Raw genomic sequence first — 18018 nt, forward strand, 5'->3', positions numbered from 1 at the left:
GGAGCGGGCGGAATCCCCGTCACCCAAAAGGGTGAACGCTCCGACCAGCGAGTCTCACGAAGACGGCATAAGTGTCGCCGATGTGCCATCGGAGATGAGATTGTGCCGCGAAATTTGAGACCCTACACGAGCGTCGCGTCAGGTCTGGGCCATGTCGACGAAGCGGGAGTAGTGGCCCTGGAAGGCGACGGTGATGGTGGCCGTCGGACCGTTACGGTGCTTGGCCACGATCAGGTCGGCCTCGCCCGCGCGCGGGGACTCCTTCTCATAGGCGTCCTCACGGTGCAGCAGGATGACCATGTCGGCGTCCTGCTCGATGGATCCACTCTCACGGAGGTCCGAGACCATCGGCTTCTTGTCGGTGCGCTGTTCGGGGCCACGGTTCAGCTGGGAGAGCGCGATGACCGGCACTTCCAGCTCCTTGGCCAGCAGCTTCAGGTTTCGCGACATGTCCGAGACCTCTTGCTGACGGCTCTCGGGGCGGCGGGCACCGCCGGACTGCATGAGCTGGAGGTAGTCGATGACCACCAGTTGGAGGTCACTGCGCTGCTTCAGCCGACGGCACTTGGCGCGGATCTCCATCATCGACAGGTTCGGGGAGTCGTCGATGTAGAGCGGCGCCTGGGAGACATCGGGCATCCGGCGGGCCAGCCGCGTCCAGTCCTCGTCGGTCATGCTGCCGGAGCGCATATGGTGCAGGGCCACCCGGGCCTCGGCGGACAGCAGACGCATCGCGATCTCGTTGCGCCCCATCTCCAGCGAGAAGATGACGCTGGGCATGTTGTTCTTGATGGAGCAGGCGCGCGCGAAGTCCAGGGCCAGGGTGGACTTACCCATGGCGGGACGGGCGGCGATGACGATCATCTGGCCCGGGTGCAGACCGTTGGTCAGCGAGTCGAGATCGGTGAACCCGGTGGGCACTCCGGACATCTGACCGCTGCGCGAACCGATCGCCTCGATCTCGTCGAGCGCGCCCTCCATGATGTCGCCGAGCGGCAGGTAGTCCTCGCTGGTGCGCTGCTCGGTGACGGCGTAGATCTCCGCCTGGGCGTTGTTGACGATCTCGTCGACGTCGCCGTCGGCCGCGTATCCCATCTGGGTGATGCGGGTGCCGGCCTCGACCAGACGGCGCAGCACGGCGCGTTCGTGGACGATCTCCGCGTAGTACTCGGCGTTGGCGGCGGTGGGGACCGACTGGACGAGGGTGTGGAGATAGGAGGCGCCGCCCACGCGGGTGATCTCACCGCGCTTGGTGAGCTCCGCCGCGACCGTGATGGGGTCGGCCGGTTCGCCCTTCGCGTACAGATCCAGGATCGCCTGGTAGACGGTCTCGTGGGCGGGGCGGTAGAAGTCATGGCCCTTGAGGACCTCCACCACGTCGGCGATGGCGTCCTTGGAGAGCAGCATGCCGCCGAGCACGGACTGTTCGGCGTCGAGGTCCTGCGGCGGGACGCGCTCGAAGCCGGCGCCCTCCCAGGCACCTCCCCCGTCTCCGTCCCGTCCGTCACGTCCGCGCTCGTGCTGGTCGTCACGGCCCCGGCCGCCGCCTTCACCGCGGCGGAACCGGGGGGAGGGGAACCGCTCGGCCGGACCGGACTCCGCCCACGGGTCGTCCATGGGCTCGGGCACGCTCACCCCGCCACCTCCTCCCGTCCGCGGTAAGGAACCTCGCCATGGCTCTTTCATAGAGCACGGCTACGACATAACTGAGCGGCCGGCTTCCGGTCACGACGCGTCGAGTTCCGGTGGATTCGAGGGACGGATGCGGTGGCGGGCGCCGGACCACGGTAGGCCCGTGGGGGCCGCCAGCCAACTTGGTTATCCACAGGCCATGTGGATGATGTGAGCCATCCTGTGGAGAACTCCCGCGAACCTGTGCACGGGCCGGGGGACAGTGCTGTGGACAAACACACAATCACCCTGAGGTCACCCGCCTGACCTGGCGTTTCTCTATCCAGGGGCTGTGCAGAAGAAAAACTTCCACCCCCGGGGCAAGATCACGACAAAGGGCGCAGAGAAGATCGCCGCGCGCGCCGTCATGTAAGGACTCCTTGCGTCTTGCATCTCTTACCTGTGGAAGATTACATTGCCGTCATGACACAGGCCCCCGCGAGCTCCTCGCGCACCCCGCGCACCTCGCGGAGCGATGTCCGGCGCCATGACCGCGAGATCCTCGCGCTCGCCGTACCCGCCTTCGGCGCGCTCGTGGCGGAGCCCCTCTTCCTCATGGTGGACAGCGCCGTGATCGGCCATCTGGGCACGGCCCAGCTCGCCGGGTTCGGGGTGGCCGCCGCCCTGCTGTCCACCGCGGTCAACGTCTTCGTCTTCCTCGCCTATGCCACCACCGCCGCCGTGGCCCGCCGGATCGGCGCGGGCGACCCGGCCGGAGCGATCCGCCAGGGTATGGACGGCATCTGGCTCGCCCTGCTGCTGGGCGCCCTGGTGGTCGCCGTCGCGATCCCGGCCGCTCCCGCGCTGGCGGATCTCTTCGGCGCCTCGGAGACCGCCGCCCCGCACGCCACCACCTATCTGCGGATCAGCACACTCGGCATACCCGCGATGCTGGTGGTGCTCGCGGCCACCGGGGTGCTCCGCGGCCTGCAGAACACCCGCACCCCGCTCTACGTGGCCGTCGGAGGCTTCGCCGCCAACGCCGCGCTGAACGCCACCCTGGTCTATGTCGCCGGACTCGGTATCGCGGGCTCCGCCTGGGGCACCGTGATCGCCCAGAACGCCATGGCCGGCGTCTACCTCCTGGTGGTCGTCCGGGGCGCCCGGCGGCACGGCGCCTCGCTGCGGCCCGACGCCGCCGGGATCAGGGCCTGTGCCCACGCCGGGACGCCGCTGCTGATCCGCACCCTCTCGCTGCGTGCCGTGATGCTCATCGCCACGGCGGTGGCCGCGCGCCTCGGTGACACCGATATCGCCGCCCACCAGATCGTGCTCGGCCTCTGGAGCCTGCTGGCCTTCGCGCTCGACGCGATCGCCATCGCGGGCCAGGCGATCATCGGACGCTATCTGGGTGCGAGCGACGCCGAGGGAGCCCGCGCCGCCTGCCGCCGGATGGTGCTGTGGGGCGTGGTCTGCGGCGTGGTCCTCGGACTTCTGGTGATCGTCTCCCGGCCGCTGTTCATCCCGCTGTTCACCACCGATCCCGCGGTACGGGACGCCCTGCTGCCCGCCCTGCTGGTCGCGGCCGTCACCCAGCCGATCTCGGGCGTGGTGATGGTGCTCGACGGGGTGCTGATGGGTGCGGGCGACGGAACGTATCTGGCCGGGGCGATGCTGATCACGCTCGCGGTCTTCGCCCCGGTGGCGCTGCTGGTCCCCCCGCTCGGCGGCGGGCTCACCGCGCTGTGGTGGACCATGACGCTGATGATGGTGGCCCGGCTGGTCACGCTGTGGCTGCGGGCCCGCTCCGGCCGCTGGATCGTCACCGGCGCCGTCCGCACCTGACCGGACCGGCCCTGCCACGCCGACGGCACCCGCGGTGACACGGGGCCACCGTGACACGAGGCCACCGCGACGCGGAAGGCCATGAAGGGCCGAGGAACGGCGGAGGGCCGCACCCCACAGGGGTACGGCCCTCTCTCACGCTCTGCGGAGCGCCAGGGTCAGCCGGCGACGACCTCGACGCCAACCTTGGCGGCAACCTCGGCGTGCAGACGCACGGACACCTGGTGGGCACCCAGGGTCTTGATCGGCGTCGGCACCTCGATGCGGCGCTTGTCCACGTCCGGGCCACCCGCGTCCTTGATCGCCGAGGCGATGTCGGCCGGGGTGACGGAGCCGAACAGACGGCCGGCGTCGCCGGCGCGGGTCTTCAGCTGCACCTTGACGCCCTCGAGCTGAGCCTTGACCTCGTTGGCCTGCTCGATCGTGGCGATCTCGCGGATGCGACGACCGCGGCGGATCTGCTCGACGTCCTTCTCGCCACCCTTGGTCCAGCGGATCGCGAGACCGCGCGGAACCAGGTAGTTGCGGGCGTAACCGTCCTTGACGTCCACGACGTCACCGGCGGTGCCGAGGCCAGAGACCTCGTTGGTGAGGATGATCTTCATGAATCGGTCACCCTTCCCTTATCGCGCGGTGGAGGTGTAGGGCAGCAGCGCCATCTCACGGCTGTTCTTCACGGCCGTGGCGACGTCACGCTGGTGCTGGGTGCAGTTGCCGGTGACCCGGCGGGCACGGATCTTGCCGCGGTCGGAAATGAACTTCCGCAGCAGGTTCGTGTCCTTGTAGTCGACGTAGGAGATCTTCTCCTTGCAGAACACGCAAACCTTCTTCTTAGGCTTGCGAGCAGGCGGCTTCGCCATTGTCTCTCTCCAGTGTGATCAAGAAGTTTGTGCTGGTCGCCCGGACCAGGCCGCGCGTTGTTTCACGTGAAACCGCGTGAAACAACGCCCATGGGCCTAGAAGGGCGGCTCGTCCGAGTAGCCGCCGCCGGAGTTGCCGGAGCCGCCGCCCCAGCCACCACCGCCGCCGCCCTGGCCGCCGCCACCGGCAGGGGCTCCGGTCGCCCAGGGGTCATCGGCGGGAGCGCCGCCACCCTGCTGCTGACCGCCGCCGGGGCCACCGCCCCAGCCGCCACCGCCGCCGCCCTGGCCGCCACCGCCGCCGTAGCCACCCTGTCCACCGCGTCCGGTGGTCTTGGTGACCTTGGCTGTGGCATTGCGCAGGCTGGCGCCGACCTCATCGACATCCAGCTCGTAGACCGTGCGCTTGATCCCCTCACGGTCCTCGTACGACCGCTGCTTCAGACGGCCCTGCACGATCACGCGCATACCGCGCTGAAGCGACTCGGCCACGTTCTCCGCGGCCTGCCGCCACACCGAGCAGGTGAGGAAGAGGCTCTCGCCGTCCTTCCACTCATTGGTCTGACGGTCGAACGTACGGGGAGTGGACGCGACGCGGAACTTCGCGACCGCCGCACCGGAGGGGGTGAAACGCAGCTCGGGGTCGTCGACGAGATTGCCGACGACCGTGATGACGGTCTCGCCTGCCATAGGGGTACCTCTCGGCGTACTGCTGGGCTGCTTGCTACTCGTTGCGATACGGCCCGGAGACCGGTGAACGCCTAGGCGCTCAGTGGGTCTCGGGGCGGAGGACCTTGGTCCGGAGGACCGACTCGTTCAGGTTCAGCTGGCGGTCGAGCTCCTTGACGACCGCAGGCTCAGCCTGGAGGTCGATGACCGAGTAGATGCCCTCGGGCTTCTTCTTGATCTCGTACGAGAGACGACGACGGCCCCAGGTGTCGACCTTCTCAACCTTGCCGTTGCCCTCACGGATCACGGAAAGGAAGTTCTCGATCAGCGGGGAGACAGCGCGCTCCTCGAGATCGGGGTCGAGGATGACCATCACCTCGTAGTGACGCATGTGGAACCCACCTCCTCTGGACTCAGCGGCCACGGTCGTTCCGTGGCAGGAGGGTCGTAATGCGTTCTGTGACGGTGCCTGTGCAGACACCACCGCAGACGGTACACACTACCCGGCCACCGCCTTCCGCTTGAAATCCGGGCCACTCGCCCCGCAATCTGTACACATCGGGTGTGAGCGGCGTTACAGTTCGCCGCCCTGCCTATATGGGTCTACCTGGAGGTGCCCCATGGCTCAGGCAGCACAATCGCAGCACGGCTTGCTCTCCTTCCTGGACACCGACGGCAAGTCGCACCCCATTCAGAACACCCTCGCCGTGAGCACTCTGGTGATCGGTGTGATCGCCTTTGTGACGGCACAGTTCACCGGCCTCCACCTGCTCAGTTCATGGGCCGGACTGATCGGCATGATCACCGGAGCCTGGGGCCAGCTGATCTCCGCGACCACCGCTGAGCGCTTCCTGCTGATCATCGGACTCGGCGCCTCCGCGGTGGGCTTCTATCTCGGTATGGCGCACGGCGGGCTGTTCGGCGGCCTCCTCGGCTGATCCCGACCGGGCCCGGGTTGGCCCCGGGCCCAAACGGGGCGCGTCCCGGTCGCAGTAGGCTTCGGCGCGAGAGCCGGAGCCCCGACCATGGGGACACACCTGCTGAGGAGCGCCCCGCATGAGCCTGACCCTGAGGACGATCAGTCGAGAGCAGCATCTGGCGTACATCCAGAGCCTGCCTTCGGCCAGCCACATGCAGGTACCGGCATGGGCCGACGTCAAGGCGGAATGGCGCTCGGAGAACCTCGGCTGGTTCGACGCCTCCGGTCAGCTCGTCGGCGTGGGTCTCGTCCTCTACCGCCAACTCCCCAAGATCAAGCGGTATCTCGCCTACCTCCCCGAGGGCCCGGTCATCAACTGGTACGCGCCCAACCTCGAGGACTGGCTGCGCCCGATGCTCGCCCACCTCAAGCAGCAGGGTGCGTTCTCGGTGAAGATGGGCCCGCCGGTGATCATCCGCCGCTGGGACGCCACCGCGATCAAGTCCGGTATCCAGAGCCCCGATGTGAAGCGGCTGCGCGATGTCGAGGCCACCCACATCGAGCCCCGCGCCTTCGAGGTCTCCGACAAGCTGCGGCGGATGGGCTGGCAGCAGGGTGAGGACGGCGGAGCGGGCTTCGGTGACGTCCAGCCGCGCTATGTCTTCCAGGTGCCGCTGGAGAACCGCTCGCTGGAGGACGTCCACAAGAGCTTCAACCAGCTCTGGCGACGCAACATCAAGAAGGCCGAGAAGGCCGGTGTCGAGGTCGTCCAGGGCCGCTACGAGCACCTGGGCGAGTGGCAGCGGCTCTACGAGATCACCGCTGAGCGCGACCACTTCCGGCCGCGCCCGCTGAGCTACTTCCAGCGCATGTGGACGACCCTCAACGCCGAGGACCCCAACCGCATGCGGCTGTACTTCGCGATGCACGAGGGCGAGGCCGTGGCCGCCGCCACCATGCTGATCGTCGGCGGCCACGTCTGGTACTCCTACGGCGCCTCCGCCAACCACAAGCGCGAGGTCCGGCCCTCGAACGCGATGCAGTGGCGGATGCTCCGCGACGCCTACGCACTCGGGGCGACCGTCTACGACCTGCGCGGCATCAGCGACTCGCTCGACGAGTCCGACCACCTTTTCGGACTGATCCAGTTCAAGGTCGGCACCGGCGGGCAGGCTGCCGAGTACCTCGGCGAGTGGGACTTCCCCCTCAACAAGCTGCTCCACAAGGCGCTTGACATCTACATGTCCCGCCGCTGACCCCGCTCTGCTGCTTCCCCACAAACGCTGCATATCTCCAATACACCGCGGCAACGAGAAAGGTTCCGGGACCGGCCAATGGCGCTCACCCTGTACGTCGACACCGCGCGCTGGCGAGCGCACCAGCACTCTGTGCTTCAGCAGTTCCCGGGGATCGTCCCCGTGTGCAAGGGCAACGGCTACGGCTTCGGCCACGAGCGGCTGGCCGAGGAGGCCGCCCGCATCGGCGCCGACGTCCTCGCGGTCGGGACCACCTACGAGGCCGCCCGCATGAAGGACTTCTTCAGCGGTGACCTCCTGGTGCTCACCCCGTTCCGCCGCGGCGAGGAGCCGGTCCCGCTGCCGGACCGGGTGATCCGGTCGGTCTCCTCCGTCGACGGTGTCTACGGCCTGGTGAACGCGCGCGTGGTCATCGAGGTCATGAGCAGCATGAAGCGGCACGGCATCACCGAGCAGGATCTGCCCCAGCTCCACGCCGCGATAGAGAACGTCCGGCTGGAGGGGTTCGCCATACACCTCCCGCTCGACCGCACCGACGGCATCGACGCGGTCGAGGAGGTCATCGGCTGGATGGACCGGCTGCGCGCCGCACGGCTGCCGCTGCACACCATGTTCGTCAGCCACCTCAAGGCCGATGAACTCGCCCGGCTCCAGCAGCAGTTCCCGCAGACCCGGTTCCGGGCGCGCATCGGCACCCGGCTGTGGCTGGGCGACCACGACTCGACCGAGTACCGCGGCTCCGTCCTCGACGTGACCCGCGTCGCCAAGGGGGACCGGTTCGGTTACCGCCAGCAGAAGGCGACCTCGGACGGCTACCTGGTGGTCGTCGCGGGCGGCACCTCGCACGGCGTCGGTCTGGAGGCTCCCAAGGCCCTGCACGGGGTGATGCCCCGCGCCAAGGGGGTGGCGCGGGCCGGTCTGGCGACCGTCAACCGGAACCTGTCGCCGTTCGTCTGGGCCGGCAAGCAGCGCTGGTTCGCCGAGCCGCCGCATATGCAGGTGTCGATCCTGTTCGTGCCGGGCGACGTCCCGGCGCCGCAGGTGGGGGACGAGCTGGTGGCCCATCTGCGGCACACCACGACCCAGTTCGACCGGCTGCTCGACCGCTGAACCGCCGGTGCCGGGACGGGCTCCTCAGGGAGCCCGGAACCGGTCGGCGGGAACGGCCCCGCCCGTAACGGCGGTCCGGCCAGGAGGGGTGGCCCCCGGCGCGCGCGGGGGCATCAGCCCCGTTCCGTGCCCCAGCCGCTCATCGCCGCACCCTCGTAGCGCGCCCGGCGCCGGGCCTCCCCCAGTACGAAGACGTCGGGCGCCCCGTCCAGCACGCCTCCCGAGGGGTCGTCCGACCCGTCCTGGCGCACCGGGTCCCGTTCGGGCATCAGAGCGTCCCGCACCACCAGCGCGCACAGGTACAGCGTCCCCAGCACATGCAGGACGATCGCCAGTTGGTACCCCTCGGGCGGCAGCCCGCGGTGCTGATCACCGCTGCCGGTGTACGCGAGGTACATCCAGATCCCGAGGAAATACATCACCTCGCACGCCTGCCAGACCAGGAAGTCGCGCCAGCGCGGCCGGGCCAGCGCCGCCAGCGGGATCAGCCACAGCACGTACTGCGGTGAGTAGACCTTGTTGGTGACGACGAACGCCGCGACGATCAGGAAGGCAAGCTGGGCCAGCCGCGGCCGTCGCGGGGCGCACAGCGCGAGGGCCGCCACTCCGATGCAGGCCAGCACCATCATCGCGGTGGCATAGGTGTTGACGTCGTCCATGGGGGTGTCGGCGCGCTGCGAGACGATCAGCCACACCGAGCCGAAGTCGACGGGCCGCTCCTGGCTGAAGGTGTAGAACATCTTCCAGCCCTCGCGCACATGGGGCCCGCCGCCCCGCCAGTCGATCATCACCGGCACGTTCACCACGAGCCAGGCCGCCACGGCACCGCCGGTCGCCGACCAGAAGGCCCACCAGCGCCCCGTGCGCAGGCACAGCAGGAACAGCGGCCCGAGCAGCAGCAGCGGGTAGAACTTCGCGGCGGTCGCCAGTCCGAGCAGGATCCCGGCCGTCAGCGGGCGGCCGCGCGACCACATGAGCAGCGCCGCGGCCGTGAGGGCGACCGCGAACAGGTCCCAGTTGATGGTGGCGGTCAGCGCGAAGGCGGGGGCCAGCGCGACGAACATGCCGTCCCAGGGACGCCGCCGGTGGGTCCGGGTCACGCAGACCGCCATGACCGCGGCGCAGACCATCAGCATGCCCGCGTTGACCATCCAGTAGATCTGCTCACGGTGCTGCATGGCGCTCTGGCTCGTGCCGTCATGCGGGGTGAGCCAGGAGGCCACCTCCATGAAGAGCCCGGTGAGCACCGGGTACTCCAGGTACTCCATCCCGCCCGAGACCTTCTGCGGAATGCGGTGGAAGTACGGCACGAGGTCGTCGGCGAAGCCACGGCCGCTGTAGAGGTGCGGGATGTCGGAGTAGCAGGCGTGGGTGTACTGGGCGGTGTTGCCGAAGAACCAGCCCCCGTCGTAGCAGGGCATCTTCTGCGCCATGCCCAGGGCGAACATCCCGATGGCCACGAGCGCGATGATCCGCACCGGTGTCCACCAACTGGTGCCGAGCAGCGCACGGCGCCCGACGGGGCCACCGATCACCTCGCTGGCCGCCCTGGCGACCGGATCCTCGTCGGTCGGCCGTACGGGCTGGGCCTGTGGGTCCTCGCGCACGCTCATGGGGGCCATCCTGCCGTACCGGCCCCAGGGGTGCCGCAAGGACCGTGCGGACGCCTCTGAGCGCCCCCAGGAGGCCGTGGGAACCCTTCGGAAGGCTTCCTCCGCACCGAACCGCACCGAACGCCGCACCGGCCGGGAGAAGGGGCTCTCAGCCGCGCGGACGCCGTGGCGGGCCGGGAACGGCGGCGGGGGGGGCGGGGGGGGGGGGGCGGGGGGGGGGGGCGCGGGGGCGGGGGGGGGGGGGGGGGGGGGGGGGACCACGGCGGGGGCCCCCGCGGGCGGGGGACGCGCCCCGGCGCGGCCGCCGGTTCAGGGGTGTTGGCGCGGGAGGCTATTCCTCCCTGCGGTAGCCGGTCGGGCCACCGAAGATGCCGCCGCTGTCGTCCCCTGGTGGTTCCGTGGTCGGCGTGTCCGTGGGATCGCCGCCCGGGCCGCCGCCCGGGCCTCCGCCCGGACCGCCGTTGTTCCCGCCGTTGCCGTTGCCCCCGCTGTCCTCGGTGCACCGGGGGTCCAGCGGATCACAGGTCTCGGTGGGCGACGGTGACTCCGAGGGCGTCTCGGACGGCTTCTCCGAGGGCGTCTCGGACGGCTTCTCCGAAGGTGTCTCGGAGGGCGTCGGAGGCGGCGGGCTCGGGCTCGCGTCGTTGCCGAAGACCTTCTGCCCGATCGGCCCGGGCTCCGGGAAGCTCTTGGCCTTCTTGCCCTTCATCGCCTCGCGCATGTAGTCGGCCCAGATCTCGGCGGGATAGGAGGCGCCGTGGATCGACTCCTGACCGCCCACACCGCGCATGGACAGGAACTTCTGGTTCTTGGCCTTGTCGTTCACCCGCCACATGCCGATGGAGGTGGACAGCTGCGGGGTGTAGCCGGAGAACCACGCCGACTTGTTCTCGTCGGTGGTACCGGTCTTGCCGGCCACGGGACGGCCGATCTGCGCCGAGGTGCCGGTGCCCTTCTGGACGACGTTCTCCAGGACGTCGGTGACGTTGTTCGCCACGTTCGCGTCGAAGGCCTGGGTGACCTTGACGTGGTCCTTGTGGTTGTAGACCTCGCCCTTCTTGTTTTCGATCCGCTCGACCGAGTACGGATCGACCTGCTTGCCGCTGGCCGCGAAGGTGGCGTACGACCCGGCGAGCCGGATGGCGCTGGGCGCGGAGGTGCCCAGGGAGAAGCTGGGTGTGATCTCGGCGAGCTGCTCCTTGCTGAGCCCCGCCTGGAGTGCCGCGTTCCGCACCTTGTCGGTGCCGACGTCCATGCCCAGCTGGATGAAGGGGGTGTTCACCGAGAACTGCATCGCGGTGCGCAGGGTGATGGGCCCCTTGCTCTGGTCACCGTCGTTTCTCTGGTGCCATTCCTTGTTGTGCTTGTCCAGCCAGACTTCCCCGTTGTAATCACGCAGGGTCAGTTTGTTGTCACCGTTGTACACACTGCTCGGTGAGACCTGGGTCCGCTCGGTGGCGGTCTGATCCCTTCCGCCCGCCGGATCCCGCTTTCCGTCGGTCATCGCGGCGGCCAGGACGAAGGGCTTGAAGGTCGACCCCACCTGGACACCGGTGTAGTCGGCGTTGTTGCGGTAGTGCTCCAGCGCGTCCTTGCCACCGTAGATCGCCATGATCTTGCCCGTTTTGGGCTCCACCGAGGCACCGCCGAACTGCACGTAGTTGTCGACGTCGCGCTGCTTCGGGTTGAGGTTCTCCTTGGAGACCTTCTGGACTGCCTTCTTGAGCTGGCCCACCTTCTTGCGGTCGAAGGTGGTGTGGATCTGATAGCCGCCCCGGTGCAACTGCTTACTGCTGATCCCGGTGTTGGCGACGATGTAGTTGTCGGCGAGTTCGGTCAGATACCCGATCTGACCCTGCTTGTTCGTCGCGATCTGCGGATCACGCGGGGTGGGGAACTTCTTGGCGATGATCCCCTCGGCCTCGCTCTTCGAGATCTTGCCCACCTGGGCCTCACGCCGGAGGATCCAGGCCCAGCGTGCCTTGGCACGCTTGGTGTTGCTGGCCTTGTCGGCGTTGGGGCCATAGCCGCCGTTCGGGTCGTACAGGTTCGGACCGTTCAGCGTGGCGGCGAGGAAGGCGGACTCACTGGGCGTGAGCTTCACACAGTCCTTGTCGTAGTACGCGCGGGCCGCGGCCTGACAGCCGTAGGCACCGCGTCCGTAGTACGCGGTGTTGAGGTAGCCGGCGAGGATTTCGTCCTTGTCCTCGGTGGCTCCCACCTTTATGGAGATGAACAGCTCCCTGACCTTGCGGGTCAGCGTCTGCGACTGGTCCAGGTAGGTGTTCTTGACGAACTGCTGCGTGATCGTCGAACCACTCTGGGTCTCTCCGCCGCGCGCCATGTTCACCACGGCGCGCGCGATGCCCATGGGGTCGACGCCGGAGTCGTCGTAGAAGCTGGCGTTCTCCGCGGAGATCACCGCGTTCTGCATGGACTTGGGGATCTGGTCCAGCGGAACGATCTGACGGTTGAGGTCACCACCGCCCGAGACCACCATCTGCGAGCCGTCGGCCCAGTAGTACACGTTCTTCTGGGTCTGGGACGCGGCCTGCGCGGTGGGTACCTCCACCAACCACAGTCCGATGCCCGCGGCGCCGATGAGCGCCGCGAAGAAGAAGAGGAAGGTGCCCGTCACCAGCTTCCAGGACGGGACCCAGCGCCGGAACCCCGACTTGCCCGCCCGGGGGTAGTCGATGAAGCGCTTCTTGGGGGGCTGGCCGGTGTCACGACCGCGGCCCACGCGGCCCGCACCCGGATCGGGTGCTCGTCTGCGGCCGCCACCACGCTGGGCGGCTCGCCGGGCCTCGGCCCGGCTACCAGTGGGGCGCTCTTCACCGTGCGGGCCGGACCCCGACCCGCTTGCGGCATTGTGCGCCGGTGCTGCGCGACGGCCGGACGACTGCTGTCCGGCTCGCCGGGCCGCTGCTCGTCCGCCGCCCTGGGGCTGCGGCGGCTTGCGACGGTGCTCGCTCATGGAACGACTACTCCTCGGGCAGGCTCTATCGCCTGAAAGCGGCAGGTGGCTTCCGGTCCCCCCGACGTGCGATCCAGCCACGCCAGGCAACCGGACGCACAGCATCCGGGACGAGGACGCATCTCGGCGTCGCATGGTTCCCGTAAGTCTGCATGGCGAACAGAGTACGCACGGTCAAAACCCGCCCACCCGCCATCTTCACTCCATAACCGTCAGATTGAATCTCACGAATTGATGATGTGACGCCGTTCACCGTGGTCGCTCTTGTCCCACCAGGATCGTGGTTCTATCGTCTGGATGTATCGAGCCGATACATCAGCTCGGCATAGCGACTCAGGAGACAGGGGAGGCAGCACATGAGCAGACGCTCCGGCGTGCTCGAGTTCGCTGTCCTCGGCCTGCTCCGCGAGTCCCCGATGCACGGATACGAGCTGCGGAAACGCCTCAACACCTCGCTCGGGGTGTTCCGTGCGTTCAGCTACGGCAGCCTCTACCCCTGCCTCAAGACTCTGGTCGCCAACGGCTGGTTGATCGAAGAGCCCGGCAGCGCCCCTGACGAAGCCCTCGCGGCGACCCTCGCCGGGCGCAGAGCGAAGATCGTCTACAGGCTCACGGCGGAGGGCAAGGAGCGCTTCGAAGAGCTGCTGGCCCACACCGGGCCGGACGCCTGGGAGGACGAGCACTTCGGTGTTCGCTTCGCCTTCTTCGGCCAGACGTCGCGTGAGGTGCGGATGCGGGTGCTGGAAGGACGGCGCAGCCGTCTGGAGGAGCGTCTGGAGAAGATGCGTGCCTCCCTCTCCCGTACCCGTGAGCGCCTGGACGACTACACCCTCGAGCTGCAACGGCACGGGATGGAGTCGGTGGAGCGCGAGGTCCGCTGGCTGAACGAGCTGATCGAGAGCGAGCGGGCCGGGCGTGAACAGCGCAGCGGTACCGCCGGGCAGGACCGGACCCCGGAGCAGGAGCCGGGCCGGGCGCCACATCAGGACCAGTCACCAGATACGGGCGGCCTGCCCCGGCACCGGGGTGGTTCCCGGCCGGATCCGTCCGATGACACCGCCATATGAGGTCCCGCAATCCGCAGGGCTTCATCCAGTACCACACAGGGAGCAACCGGAATGGGTTCGGTTCGTGTAGCCATCGTCGGCGTGGGCAACTGCGCCGCCTCGCTGGTGCAGGGCGTCGAGTACTACAAGGACGCCGACCCGGACGCCCGCGTGCCGGGTCTGATGCACGTGCAGTTCGGCGACTACCACGTCCGTGACGTGGAGTTCGTGGCCGCGTTCGACGTGGACGCGAAGAAGGTCGGCCTCGACGTCGCCGACGCCATCGGCGCCAGCGAGAACAACACCATCAAGATCTGCGACGTGCCGTCCACCGGCGTCACCGTCCAGCGCGGTCACACCCTCGACGGTCTGGGCAAGTACTACCGCCAGACCATCGACGAGTCCGACGAGACCCCCGTCGACGTCGTCCAGGTCCTCAAGGACAAGCAGGTCGACGTTCTGGTCTGCTACCTGCCCGTGGGCTCCGAGGACGCCGCGAAGTTCTACGCGCAGTGCGCCATCGACGCCAAGGTCGGCTTCGTCAACGCGCTCCCGGTCTTCATCGCCGGCACCAAGGAGTGGGCGGACAAGTTCACCGAGGCCGGTGTGCCGATCGTCGGTGACGACATCAAGTCGCAGGTCGGCGCGACCATCACGCACCGCGTGATGGCCAAGCTGTTCGAGGACCGGGGCGTCATCCTGGACCGCACCATGCAGCTGAACGTCGGCGGCAACATGGACTTCAAGAACATGCTCGAGCGCGAGCGCCTGGAGTCCAAGAAGATCTCCAAGACCCAGGCCGTCACCTCCCAGATCCCCGACCGGGACCTGGGCGAGGACAACGTGCACATCGGCCCGTCCGACTACGTGGCCTGGCTGGACGACCGCAAGTGGGCGTACGTCCGCCTCGAGGGCCGCGCCTTCGGTGATGTCCCGCTGAACCTGGAGTACAAGCTCGAGGTCTGGGACTCCCCGAACTCCGCCGGTGTCATCATCGACGCCCTGCGCGCCGCGAAGATCGCCAAGGACCGGGGCATCGGCGGCCCGATCCTCTCCGCCTCCTCGTACTTCATGAAGTCGCCGCCCGTGCAGTACTTCGACGACGAGGCCCGCGCCAACGTCGAGAAGTTCATCAAGGGTGAGGTCGAGCGCTAAGACCGTGCTCGCCGCATGATCACTGGCCTCCGGGTAATACACCCGGAGGCCAGTGTCGTGTGTGAAGGTGGCGTCATGCCTGTTGTGCGTGATCTCCGCGTACTGCTGCAACTCCGCGACTTCCGCCACCTCCTGGCCGTCCGTCTGCTGTCCCAGTCGGCCGACGGCGTCTACCAGATCGCGCTGGCCACCTATGTGGTCTTCTCCCCCGAGAAGGAGACCTCCGCCACCGCCATCGCCTCCGCCATGGCGGTGCTGCTGCTCCCCTACTCCCTCCTCGGCCCGTTCGCCGGTGTGCTGCTGGACCGCTGGCGCCGTCGGCAGGTCCTGCTCTACGGCAATCTGCTGCGCTCCGGACTGGCCGCCGGAACCGCCGTTCTGGTGCTCGCCCAGGTGCCGGACTCGGTCTTCTACGTCTCCGCCCTCTCCGTGACGGCGGTGAACCGCTTCGTCCTGGCGGGGCTCTCGGCCGCGCTGCCGCGGGTGGTGGACACACCGGAGCGACTGGTGATGGCCAACTCCTTGTCACCGACCGCGGGCACCCTGGCCGCCACCCTGGGCGGCATGGTGGCGCTCGTCCTCCGCCTGTCGGGCCCGGGAGGCTCCTCCTCGGACGCACTGGTCGTCCTGCTGGGCGCCGCGCTCTACCTCGCCGCTGGGCTCACGGCCCTGGTGATGCCGCTGGATCTGCTCGGCCCCGACCCGGCGGTGCTCCAGCCACGTCTGCGCGCCGCGCTGCTGAGCACGGCACAGGGTCTGGTCGCGGGGGTGCGGCATCTGCTCAAGCGCCGGGATCCGACCCTGGCGCTGACCGCGATGACGCTGATGCGCTTCTGCTACGGCGCGCTCACGGTGATGGTGCTGATGCTCTGCCGCTATGAGTGGGCCGGCACCGAGGCCGACGGACTGGCCCTGCTCGGTCTGGCGGTCGCGGTCTCCGGAGCGGGCTTCTTCGCGGCCGCGCTGATCACTCCCTGGGCGGTGGGCCGCCTCAGCAGCGTCGGCGCTCACTCCCGCACGGATGGCCAGCTTTCCTGGATCATGGTGTGCGCGGCGGCCGCCGCCCTGCTGGAACCCGGACTGGGACTGCCCTTCGAGCCCGCCCCGATGCTCGTCGCCGCCTTCGTCCTCGGACTCACCACCCAGGGAGCGAAGATCGCCACCGACACCGTGGTGCAGTCATCCATCGACGATGACTTCCGTGGCCGGATCTTCTCCCTCTATGACGTCCTGTTCAACGTCGCCTTCGTGGGCGCCGCGGGAGTCGCCGCCGTCATGCTGCCGCCCGACGGGGTCTCGTCGCTCCTGGTGATCTGCGTGGCGCTGCTCTACGCGACCACCGCGGCCCTGGTCCTGTTTCACGTGAAACAGGACCAGGAGGAGGCGAAGCGGCGCGATGTTTCACGTGAAACGTAGCCGCGCCATCGACGCCGACCCTACGACTGGGCCGCCCACCACTCCTTGAGTGCCGCGACGGCGTCATCCCGCTCCATGGGGCCGTTCTCCAGCCGGAGCTCCAGCAGGTGCTTGTACGCCTTGCCGACCTCCGGACCCGGGGCAACACCGAGGACCTTCATGATCTCGTTGCCGTCCAGGTCCGGGCGGATGGCATCCAGCTCCTCCTGCTCCTGGAGCCGTGCGATGCGCTCCTCGAGCCCGTCGTACGCACGCGAAAGCGCCGATGCCTTGCGCTTGTTGCGCGTGGTGCAGTCCGAGCGGGTGAGCTTGTGCAGCCGGTCCAGCAGCGGCCCCGCGTCGCGCACATAGCGACGCACCGCGGAGTCGGTCCACTCGCCCGTGCCATAGCCGTGGAAGCGCAGATGAAGTTCCACCAGACGCGAGACGTCCTTCACCATCTCGTTGGAGTACTTCAGCTTGATCATCCGCGACTTGGTCATCTTGGCGCCCACCACCTCGTGGTGGTGGAAGGAGACGCGGCCGTCCTTCTCGAACCGGCGCGTCCGCGGCTTGCCGATGTCATGCAGCAGGGCCGCCAGCCGCAGCACCAGGTCCGGTCCGCTCTCCTCCAGATCGATGGCCTGCTCCAGCACGGTCAGCGAGTGCTCGTAGACGTCCTTGTGCCGGTGATGCTCATCACGCTCCAGCCGCAGCGCCGGGATCTCCGGCACAACGCAGTCGGCGAGCCCGGTGTCGACGAGCAGCCGCAGCCCCTGGCGGGGGTGAGCGCCGAGGATCAGCTTGTTGAGCTCCTCACGCACCCGCTCGGCCGAGACGATCTCGATACGGCCCGCCATGGAGGTCATGGCGGCGATGACGTCGGGGGCGACCTCGAAGCCCAGCTGGGCTGCGAACCGAGCGGCACGCATCATCCGCAGCGGATCGTCGGAGAAGGACTCCTCGGGCGTCCCCGGCGTGCGCAGCACCCGGGCCGCCAGGTCCTCCAGACCGTTGTGCGGGTCGATGAACTCCTTCTGCGGAAGGGCCACCGCCATCGCGTTCACGGTGAAGTCCCGGCGGACCAGATCGTCCTCGATGGAGTCGCCGTAGGACACCTCGGGCTTCCGGGATGTCCGGTCATAGGCTTCTGACCGATACGTTGTGATTTCAATCTGGAAGCTTTGCTGTGTCCCGTTTTCGGCAGGACCCTCCTTACGGCAGCCGACGGTGCCGAAGGCGATGCCGACCTCCCAGAGGGCATCCGCCCAGGGACGGACGATCTTCAGTACGTCATCGGGCCGGGCATCCGTCGTGAAGTCCAGGTCATTGCCGAGGCGGCCGAGCAGCGCGTCCCGTACCGAGCCCCCGACGAGGGCCAGCCGGAAACCGGCCTGCTCGAACCGGCGGGCGAGATCGTCGGCGACGGGAGAAACCCTCAGCAATTCGGCCACGGCACGGCGCTGCACCTGGCTGAGCTCATTGGTCGACTGCGGGGATCGGCTGTCATTGTTGGCGTTCGGCACAACAGCACAGGGTACGTGGCCGCACGCCACGGGGCC

At 68.4% G+C, this 18018-nt stretch carries 15 protein-coding genes; 7 read left to right on the plus strand and 8 right to left on the minus strand.

Going from position 1 to position 18018, the window contains the following annotated elements:
* Positions 1 to 138 precede the first annotated feature (138 nt).
* Positions 139 to 1635, minus strand: a complete 1497-nt coding sequence (gene dnaB, locus NMK44_RS37760; protein ID WP_254751993.1) for a replicative DNA helicase — start codon at positions 1633 to 1635, stop codon at positions 139 to 141.
* Positions 1636 to 2094: 459 nt separating this feature from the next.
* On the opposite strand from dnaB, the gene NMK44_RS37765 reads away from it, so the two are divergent.
* Entirely contained in the window at positions 2095 to 3456 is a 1362-nt protein-coding gene (locus NMK44_RS37765) for an MATE family efflux transporter (protein WP_254751995.1), read from the plus strand.
* A gap of 158 nt (positions 3457 to 3614) precedes the next feature.
* Here NMK44_RS37765 and rplI read toward each other — a convergent pair whose 3' ends face one another.
* The 4 genes from rplI to rpsF all read right to left on the minus strand — a co-directional run bounded on the left by rplI (position 3615) and on the right by rpsF (position 5376).
* Positions 3615 to 4061, minus strand: coding sequence for a 50S ribosomal protein L9 (rplI, locus tag NMK44_RS37770; protein ID WP_254751997.1), 447 nt, complete (start codon positions 4059 to 4061; stop codon positions 3615 to 3617).
* 18 nt (positions 4062 to 4079) lie between these two features.
* On the minus strand, positions 4080 to 4316 hold the full coding sequence (gene rpsR, locus NMK44_RS37775; protein WP_003978893.1) for a 30S ribosomal protein S18: 237 nt from the start codon (positions 4314 to 4316) through the stop codon (positions 4080 to 4082).
* A gap of 96 nt (positions 4317 to 4412) precedes the next feature.
* Complete coding sequence (locus NMK44_RS37780; protein ID WP_254751999.1) at positions 4413 to 5006, minus strand: single-stranded DNA-binding protein; 594 nt, start codon at positions 5004 to 5006, stop codon at positions 4413 to 4415.
* Between the two features lie 79 nt (positions 5007 to 5085).
* Positions 5086 to 5376, minus strand: coding sequence for a 30S ribosomal protein S6 (gene rpsF, locus NMK44_RS37785; protein ID WP_123106135.1), 291 nt, complete (start codon positions 5374 to 5376; stop codon positions 5086 to 5088).
* Between the two features lie 229 nt (positions 5377 to 5605).
* Between rpsF and NMK44_RS37790 the strand changes: the two genes are divergently transcribed.
* The 3 genes from NMK44_RS37790 (at position 5606) to NMK44_RS37800 (ending at position 8270) form a co-directional block, all read left to right on the plus strand.
* On the plus strand, positions 5606 to 5923 hold the full coding sequence (locus tag NMK44_RS37790) for a hypothetical protein (RefSeq protein ID WP_254752001.1): 318 nt from the start codon (positions 5606 to 5608) through the stop codon (positions 5921 to 5923).
* A 118-nt stretch (positions 5924 to 6041) separates the two neighbouring features.
* Positions 6042 to 7160: a lipid II:glycine glycyltransferase FemX gene (locus NMK44_RS37795; RefSeq protein ID WP_254752003.1), complete on the plus strand. Its 1119-nt coding sequence runs from the start codon at positions 6042 to 6044 to the stop codon at positions 7158 to 7160.
* A 78-nt stretch (positions 7161 to 7238) separates the two neighbouring features.
* Entirely contained in the window at positions 7239 to 8270 is a 1032-nt protein-coding gene (locus NMK44_RS37800; protein ID WP_254752004.1) for an alanine racemase, read from the plus strand.
* A 113-nt stretch (positions 8271 to 8383) separates the two neighbouring features.
* Here NMK44_RS37800 and NMK44_RS37805 read toward each other — a convergent pair whose 3' ends face one another.
* Both NMK44_RS37805 and NMK44_RS37810 read right to left on the minus strand, forming a co-directional pair.
* Positions 8384 to 9883 (minus strand): glycosyltransferase family 87 protein, encoded by a 1500-nt coding sequence (locus tag NMK44_RS37805; protein WP_254752006.1) that lies wholly within the window; start codon positions 9881 to 9883, stop codon positions 8384 to 8386.
* A 331-nt stretch (positions 9884 to 10214) separates the two neighbouring features.
* Positions 10215 to 12860, minus strand: coding sequence for a transglycosylase domain-containing protein (locus NMK44_RS37810; protein WP_254752007.1), 2646 nt, complete (start codon positions 12858 to 12860; stop codon positions 10215 to 10217).
* A gap of 356 nt (positions 12861 to 13216) precedes the next feature.
* Here NMK44_RS37810 and NMK44_RS37815 point away from each other — a divergent pair, with 356 nt between their 5' ends.
* The 3 genes from NMK44_RS37815 to NMK44_RS37825 all read left to right on the plus strand — a co-directional run bounded on the left by NMK44_RS37815 (position 13217) and on the right by NMK44_RS37825 (position 16477).
* Positions 13217 to 13927 (plus strand): PadR family transcriptional regulator, encoded by a 711-nt coding sequence (locus NMK44_RS37815; protein ID WP_254752008.1) that lies wholly within the window; start codon positions 13217 to 13219, stop codon positions 13925 to 13927.
* A 51-nt stretch (positions 13928 to 13978) separates the two neighbouring features.
* On the plus strand, positions 13979 to 15061 hold the full coding sequence (locus NMK44_RS37820; RefSeq protein WP_254752010.1) for an inositol-3-phosphate synthase: 1083 nt from the start codon (positions 13979 to 13981) through the stop codon (positions 15059 to 15061).
* Between the two features lie 75 nt (positions 15062 to 15136).
* Entirely contained in the window at positions 15137 to 16477 is a 1341-nt protein-coding gene (locus NMK44_RS37825) for an MFS transporter (RefSeq protein ID WP_254752012.1), read from the plus strand.
* Between the two features lie 20 nt (positions 16478 to 16497).
* Here NMK44_RS37825 and NMK44_RS37830 read toward each other — a convergent pair whose 3' ends face one another.
* Complete coding sequence (locus NMK44_RS37830) at positions 16498 to 17982, minus strand: CCA tRNA nucleotidyltransferase (RefSeq protein WP_254752014.1); 1485 nt, start codon at positions 17980 to 17982, stop codon at positions 16498 to 16500.
* Positions 17983 to 18018 lie beyond the last annotated feature (36 nt).

This window comes from Streptomyces cucumeris, from assembly GCF_024295805.1.
GTDB classification, from domain to species: domain Bacteria; phylum Actinomycetota; class Actinomycetes; order Streptomycetales; family Streptomycetaceae; genus Streptomyces; species Streptomyces cucumeris.